General features: G+C 68.4%; 3 protein-coding genes. 1 reads left to right on the plus strand and 2 read right to left on the minus strand.

The genetic code is table 11. The annotated features are described in order from the left end of the window. The coding region (locus tag ABZ749_RS30785; RefSeq protein WP_357233901.1) for an endo-1,4-beta-xylanase at window positions 1-1,234 on the minus strand (1,234 nt) is incomplete at its 3' end. Between the two features lie 546 nt (window positions 1,235-1,780). Continuing rightward, window positions 1,781-2,764, minus strand: coding sequence for a GNAT family N-acetyltransferase (locus tag ABZ749_RS30790; protein ID WP_357233903.1), 984 nt, complete (start codon window positions 2,762-2,764; stop codon window positions 1,781-1,783). 333 nt (window positions 2,765-3,097) lie between these two features. On the opposite strand from ABZ749_RS30790, the gene ABZ749_RS30795 reads away from it, so the two are divergent. Then, window positions 3,098-3,967, plus strand: coding sequence for a hypothetical protein (locus ABZ749_RS30795; protein WP_357233905.1), 870 nt, complete (start codon window positions 3,098-3,100; stop codon window positions 3,965-3,967). Window positions 3,968-4,076: the final 109 nt, after the last annotated feature.

A 4,076-nucleotide genomic window follows, 5' to 3' on the forward strand; every position in this document is an offset into this window, starting at 1 on the left:
GTTTGTTCGAGGTGTAGGTCCAGGCCTGGTTGGTCTGCTTGTTGCAGTCGTAGAGCTGGACGCGGGTGCCGTTGGTGGTCGCCGCGTTCGGCACGTCGACGCACCGGCCGGACTGGGTGCCGACGATCTCGCTGGCCGAGCCCGGTGGGACGGTGGGGGTGGGGCCCGGCGTGGTGGGCGTGGGGGTGGTGCCGGGGCCGGCGCTGTTCAGGGCCTCCAGCGTGGAGGTGTAGGCGGCCTTCTTGTTGCCGCTGCAGTCGAAGAGCAGCGGAGTGCCACCGGAGCGCCACGAGTCACAGTCGCGCACCCCCCACACGGTGAGCCCGTTGCAGCGAGCCACGGCAAGGCAGTCGTTGACCACACTGCGGTAGGTGTTGGCCTGCGTCGTGCCGGACCCCTCAATGTCCAACTCGGTGATCTGCACGTCCACCCCGAGGGCGGCGAAGCTGGACAGCGTGGTGCGGTAGTTGCTGTTGTACGGCGAGTTGGCGTTGAAGTGCGACTGGAACCCGACGCAGTCGATCGGCACGCCACGGGACTTGAAGTCGCGCACCATGTTGTAGACCGCCTGGGTCTTGGCCCAGGTCCAGTTGTCGGTGTTGTAATCGTTGTAGCAGAGCTTCGCGTCCGGGTCCGCCGCGTCGGCGGCGCGGAACGCCGCCTCGATCCAGTCGTTGCCGGTGCGCTGGAGGTTCGAGTTACGACGGGCGCCGCTGTTGCCGTCCTCGAACGCCTCGTTCACGACGTCCCACGAGTAGATCTTGCCGCGGTAGTAGGTGGCCACCCTGGTGACGTGGTTCAGCATCGCGTTGCGCAGCGTGGTGCCCTCCATGCTCTGCATCCAGCCCGGCTGCTGCGAGTACCAGGCCAGGGTGTGGCCGCGGACCTTCCATCCCCGGGAGAGGGCGTGGTTCACGATCCGGTCCGCGTTGCCGAAGGTGAAGTTGTTCTGCTGCGGCTCCGTCGCGTCGATCTTCATTTCGTTTTCGGGGGTGATGGCATTGAACTCGCGGTTCAGGATCGTCGTGTAGGCGCTGTCGTTGAGTTTGTTGGCGGCGACGGCGGCACCGAAGTATCGGCCGGACTGGGCTGCGGCGGCACCGAGGGTCGTCTCGGCGGCCTGGGCCAGATTGGGCACCAGTGAGACGACCAGGGCCAGAATTATCGCGGCCGTTCCGGAAAGAGTGAGTGTTCGTAGTCGGGTGCGCCCGATGGGACGGGTCCGGGAAACCATGCTGATCCTCCAGTGGTGGGGTAGGGGATTCCTGTCGCTGTCCCAGCGGGGGCCCGCTGGAACAGCGGCGGACGCGATGGTGAGTTCGCCCGAGCGGGGGGCGGACTCAGGTCGGGCGTCCGCCCGGCTGCGAGTCGGTTCGGGCTACCTGGCCAGCGAATAGAGGGAGTGGTGACAGGTAGGCCCGGTCGCCCGTGGGGGAGTGGTTGCGGCGTTGGGCTCTTTCGGGGTGGACGTGGTCTCCTGGCAGGTGGGCGGGCCCGACGGTCGCGTGGAGCGCCTCCAGTGCTAACTGATCTTGTTAACGTTCACACTTGTCGATGGCTCTCAGGCTGGCAGAAAATTCCAGAGTTTTCAACCGGTAGTTTCGGACCTGTTACGGATCCGGGCGGAAGGGGTGGAGTCCGCGCGCACTGCGGCTGGTCGACCCGCGTTACGCGTGGACCAGACCGGAACCGACAAGCGGGACGGCCGCATCGGCGGGCTCCACGCGCTGTGGCGGATCGCAGAACCTGCTGCGTGCCCGGCGCAGAGCGGGAGTCGGGCTTACGGCTGCTCGTCGGCCTCGGGGTTGAGCTGGCGCATCAGCACCGCGAACCCTTGCCCCGACTCCACGAAACCCAGTTTTCGGTAAAGCGTCAGAGCGCTGTGATTGCTGTCGGTGACCTTGAGTCGTAGTTGTCGGACGCCGGCGGAGGGCGCGCGGTGCAGGACCCGCGAGATCATCGCTGTGGCCAGACCACTACGGCGCCAGGGCGCTCGGGTGCCCAGGCAGTGCAGGATCGCCGTCGGCGTGTCCGTGTTGCCGTCGGCGAGTGCGAAGAGGAAGGCGGCCACCGGGTTGTCGCCTCGGTCGGCCTCGGCGAGCACCAGGCAGGAGAGGTCGGGCAGGAACCGCGGATGCCCGGTCGCGTGCTGGGGCCAGGTGCGCTGGTCTGGTCGAACCGCTGCGGGGCTGTCGGCGTAGGCCTCATTGTGGGCCAACCGGGCGAGTTCGTCGTAGCGCTCGTCGACAGGTGTCAGCACCAGACCGGGCGGCAGCGCGGGAGCCGGCGGCTCGTCAGGCACCGCCAGGACGAGGTCCCGTTCGTGCCGGACCAGCGCGAAGCCGCCACGGATCAGCAGCTCGCGCCCGGCCGCGTCGTTCTCGGCAGACCGGATACCGAGGACGGCCTGTGCCGACCCCCGGTCGTTCCGCACCTGCTCCGCCTGGTCGATGAGCCAGTGGTGCAGCTCTGTGCGGACGTCGTCCGCGACGTCGGGATGAAACACGGTGGTCAGGCGAATGCGGAGCACGTCGTCCGCTGTTCCCATGTCGGCGACCTCGCCGTACGCGGCGACGCTGCCGGTGTCGTCGCGGCCGACCCGGGTACGTCCGGCACTGTCCGGCCCGAGAGTGGCCAGTCGGTTCCGGACGTCCTCAGCGCGTTGCTCCATGCCGACCGGGGCGACCGCCTCGGCGCGCTGGAAAAGTGCTGCCAGCTCTGCTGCCTCGGCTGGTGTGGCGCGACTCCAACTCGCGATCCTCATCGATGGCCATCCTATGGACCTGGCTCGATGAGGGTCAACCGCAGGTCGGGATCGCCGGAGAGCGTCAACCTAACCTCCTAGGATGCTCTACGGGTTGTGCCTCACTCGACAGTCTCGCCAGCAGCGTCAGCTGCTCGAACCGCCTGCGGCGACGCTTCTGGCAAGCGGAGCGTGACGCTACGGAGGTGGCCGTACACGCGCTGGAACGCTGCGCTCCGCCGACGCGGGTGGCTGAAAATTCCCGTCGAAATCCGGTAACCAAATCGGCGTGCCAACCCGTCAGGTCAATGACGGATCGCCACTGCGGGCGGTCGGCCGAGGAGGAACAAGGACATGGGCGACGTGCGTGGGCGTTTCAGGGACGACCTGGCCCGACACCCCGCCCCGCCATTGGGTGACCTGGTCCAGCAGGCGGTGGTGCAGGGCCGCCGACTGCGCCGCCGGCGTCGCCTGGCGCAGTTCGGCGCCGGCGGATCGGCCTTGGCGATGCTGCTCGTGATCGGCCTGGCCGCCGGTCCGCTCGGCATCGGAGCGGATGACACCGGTCAGCCCGGCGGGCCGAACCTGGTTTTGCCGGGCGGGTCGGTCGACACCGGCACGCCGTCCCCGACCGATTCCCCGACTGGCGGGTTCGAGCCGGGCACCGAAGAGAACCCCGCTCGGCCAGTGGGGCCGACTCCCTCCACCACTGTGATCGACACCGTGAGGATCGGGGCGGGGCCGGACGGTGAGCTGGCGACCACCACACCGCAGGGCGCCCTGGAACTGCTGATCCGGCTGCTGCCCCCGGGCAAGACCAGCGGTTACGCGAATCTGGAGAGCAGCGGGGCGGGCCCCGGCATGCCGTTCGTCCAGCTCTACCTCGACCGCGGCGACGGACCGGGCATGCTGCGGCTCTCCATCTACCGGGACCGCCTCGGCGGCGACCCTCGCCCGGGGACGGTGGAGCTGACCGAGGTACCCGGCAACTGCGTGCAGAGCCAGATGGTCACCGTGCATCACGACGCCGGCCTCCAGGTCGATCTCATGATCGCTACCTGTCTGGTCTGGGACCCCAAGGGAACCGTTCCGGCACCGGCCGTCCTCTCCGTGAAGGAGGCGACCGAGATCGCCGCCAACCCGACCTGGGGGACGAGACTGCCGGCCGAGTACGTCATCAACGGTGCCAAGAGGTTCCCCAAGTTGGCCCGGTCGAATGGCTGACGAAGACTTCGTGGACGAACCGGGCCCGCAGCGCCGCCCCGTCGACCTGCGCGAGCATGCCGTCACCGGCGCGGCTCAGCCCGGTGAGCTGGCACGGCCGTCGTACCTG

The sequence above is a fragment of the Micromonospora sp. NPDC047753 genome (genome assembly GCF_040642735.1).
Classification (GTDB): Bacteria; Actinomycetota; Actinomycetes; order Mycobacteriales; family Micromonosporaceae; genus Micromonospora.